This window comes from uncultured Campylobacter sp. (assembly GCF_938040115.1).
Classification (GTDB): domain Bacteria; phylum Campylobacterota; class Campylobacteria; order Campylobacterales; family Campylobacteraceae; genus Campylobacter_A.
The window spans coordinates 1-2,463 of the sequence record NZ_CALHXD010000316.1 but is presented as its reverse complement, the minus strand read 5'-3'; the positions used below and the strand labels follow the sequence as shown (position 1 = coordinate 2,463).

At 46.5% G+C, this 2,463-nt stretch carries 2 protein-coding genes and 1 pseudogene; all 3 read left to right on the top strand.

The features are described 5' to 3' along the window. Positions 1 to 410 (top strand): annotated as a pseudogene (locus Q0314_RS10710) (hypothetical protein); the annotation flags it as partial. Positions 411 to 472: 62 nt separating this feature from the next. Beyond that, positions 473 to 661 carry a hypothetical protein gene (locus tag Q0314_RS10705; RefSeq protein ID WP_002949209.1) on the top strand — a complete coding sequence of 63 codons (189 nt, stop codon included), beginning with the start codon at positions 473 to 475 and terminating at the stop codon, positions 659 to 661. A gap of 485 nt (positions 662 to 1,146) precedes the next feature. Beyond that, a partial coding sequence (gene gdhA / locus Q0314_RS10700) for an NADP-specific glutamate dehydrogenase (RefSeq protein WP_298058877.1) occupies positions 1,147 to 2,463 on the top strand: 1,317 nt, incomplete at its 3' end.

The window sequence follows — 2,463 nt, the reverse complement described above, 5'->3', positions numbered from 1 at the left end:
TCGCCCGCGAGATAAACCGCAGGCACTACCGCGTGGACGAGGCGCAGCTGGCAAATATCAGCCTAGCTCGCCAAACGTCTCTTATGGGCAAAATTTTGCTCAAATTTATCCTGATCGCGCTTATTTGCGTGCCGATTTTAGCCGTGCCTGCGCTAAATTTTCTCGCCCTGCACCCGGCATTTTTTCATCTTTATTATTCGCTGCTTTTCATCGACGTCGCGCCAAACGCCCTCTCGCGGCACAAATTTGAGCTTTATTTGCTTGATTACGGCGGATATAAATTTAAAGCCGCCGCGCTGTGCTTTTATCTACTTTGTTTGGTGCCTATTTTCGGGCTTTTTTTGCAGGTTTTTTTCGTTATTTACTTTTCGCATTTTTTCTTTTTACGCGAGACTTCGCGCTTGACGTAAATCATTTCAAATCAGCGAAAAACTAAATAAAATAAGCCCAAATTTTTAAAAAAGGAAAACAAATGAGAACTGAAAATATCGTAGTTTGCAACGTCTGCGGACAAAAAAGCACGGAAAACGAAAACGCCGTATTTATCCGCGCCCACAAAAACGGCGAAGAGGTCGACATCTGCACGGCATGCATCCCTAGCGTCATCCACGGCTCTGGCCTAGTCGTTCGCAGCAATGACGAAATCAAAGAGGATATGTAATCAAATTTTAGCCCACTTTGGGCTAAAATTTGATTTTTTACTATTTTAACCCGCCAAAATTTACTCCAGCATTTTCAAATTTACCGCTTTACGTAGGTTGAAATATTCCTATAAAGTTAATCCGTATTTGCAACAAGCTCAAATTTAGCCAAAAAATAAATTTTACGAGAATAGCCGCAAATTTGCCCGCTAAATTTCAAATTTGACGAATTCTCGTCAAATACGCAAAAACTAAAACGGCAAAAACGCGCCGCCGCAAATTTAAATATCCTAAATTTAGCATAGTCCCGCCAAAGCCGACTAAAATCTCCGTCAAAAGCCCAAACAAAACTACAACAAATTTATCAAAAAGTTACGTTTGATAAATTTAGTTTCGATACGTAACACTTATCGCCTAAAATAAAAATATAAAAATAAATTTAAATAAAAATTTTTTCTAGGAGAGTTAATATTCAACTACGAAAATTTGACGAATAGGAGCCAAAATGAGCGAGTACATCGAAAAAACGATGGAGTGGATAAAAAGAACCAATCCGGGACAAGGCGTCTTTGTCCAGGCTGCGACCGAGGTGCTAAACAGCCTCGAGCCGCTTATAAAAAAAGAGAGCAAGTACCAAAAACACGCTATCTTAGAGCGTATCGTGATACCTGAGCGAACGGTGATATTTCGCGTTACCTACACGGGTGACGACGGTAGACCGCAGGTGCATAACGGCTACCGCGTGCAGTTTAACTCAGCCGTGGGCCCCTATAAAGGCGGCATCAGACTGCATCCCAGCGTGGATCTTGGCGTGCTAAAATTTCTAGGATTTGAGCAAATTTTCAAAAACTCGCTAACGGGCGTAAATATCGGCGGCGCAAAGGGCGGCAGCACCTTTGATCCAAAGGGCAAGAGCGAGGGCGAGATAATGCGCTTTTGTCAGGCATTTATGAGCGAGCTTTACCGCCACATCGGCAACACCGTGGACGTGCCCGCAGGCGACATCGGCGTGGGCGCGCGCGAGATCGGCTATATGTTTGGGCAGTATAAAAAGCTCACGGGCAGGTTTGACGGCATACTAACGGGCAAAGGCCTAAACTGGGGCGGCAGCCTAGCGCGCACGGAAGCGACCGGATACGGGCTGGTCTATTTTACGCAAAATATGCTGCAAAAAGCAGGCCTTGGGCTAGAGGGCAAAAAGTGCAGCATAAGCGGTAGCGGAAACGTCGCTATCTACACGGTAGAAAAGCTCTATCAAGTAGGCGCGCTGCCTATCACGGTTTCTGATTCAAACGGATACGTTTACGACGCAGAGGGCATCGATCTAGCGGTGCTTAAAGAGCTAAAAGAAGCAAGACGCGCGCGCCTTAGCGAATACGTCAAATTTAGACCGAACGCAAAATACGTAAGCGTGAGCGAGTACAAAGAGGGTAGAAACGGCGTGTGGGACGTGCCGTGCGATGGAGCGTTTCCGTGCGCGACGCAAAACGAACTGCACCTAGCCGACATAAAGACGCTCTACGCTAACGGCTGTCGCTTCGTGGCTGAGGGGGCAAATATGCCAAGCACGCTTGATGCGATAAATTTTATGCTAGCGCAAAAGGATTTTTACTTCGCTCCGGCAAAGGCGGCAAACGCGGGCGGCGTGGGCACGTCAGGCCTAGAGATGATGCAAAACGCCGGCATGAGCTCGTGGAGCTTTGAAGAGGTCGATCACAGACTGCACGGCATCATGAATCACATCTTTGAGCTTAGCTACGAGACTAGCAAGGAGTTTGGCGACGAGGGAAATCTGGTGCTTGGCTCAAATATCGCGGGCTTT

Excerpts from the sequence above, each read along its gene's own strand:
- Q0314_RS10705 (WP_002949209.1), top strand. The coding sequence starts at position 473 with ATGAGAACTGAAAATATCGTAGTTTGCAACGTCTGCGGACAAAAAAGC.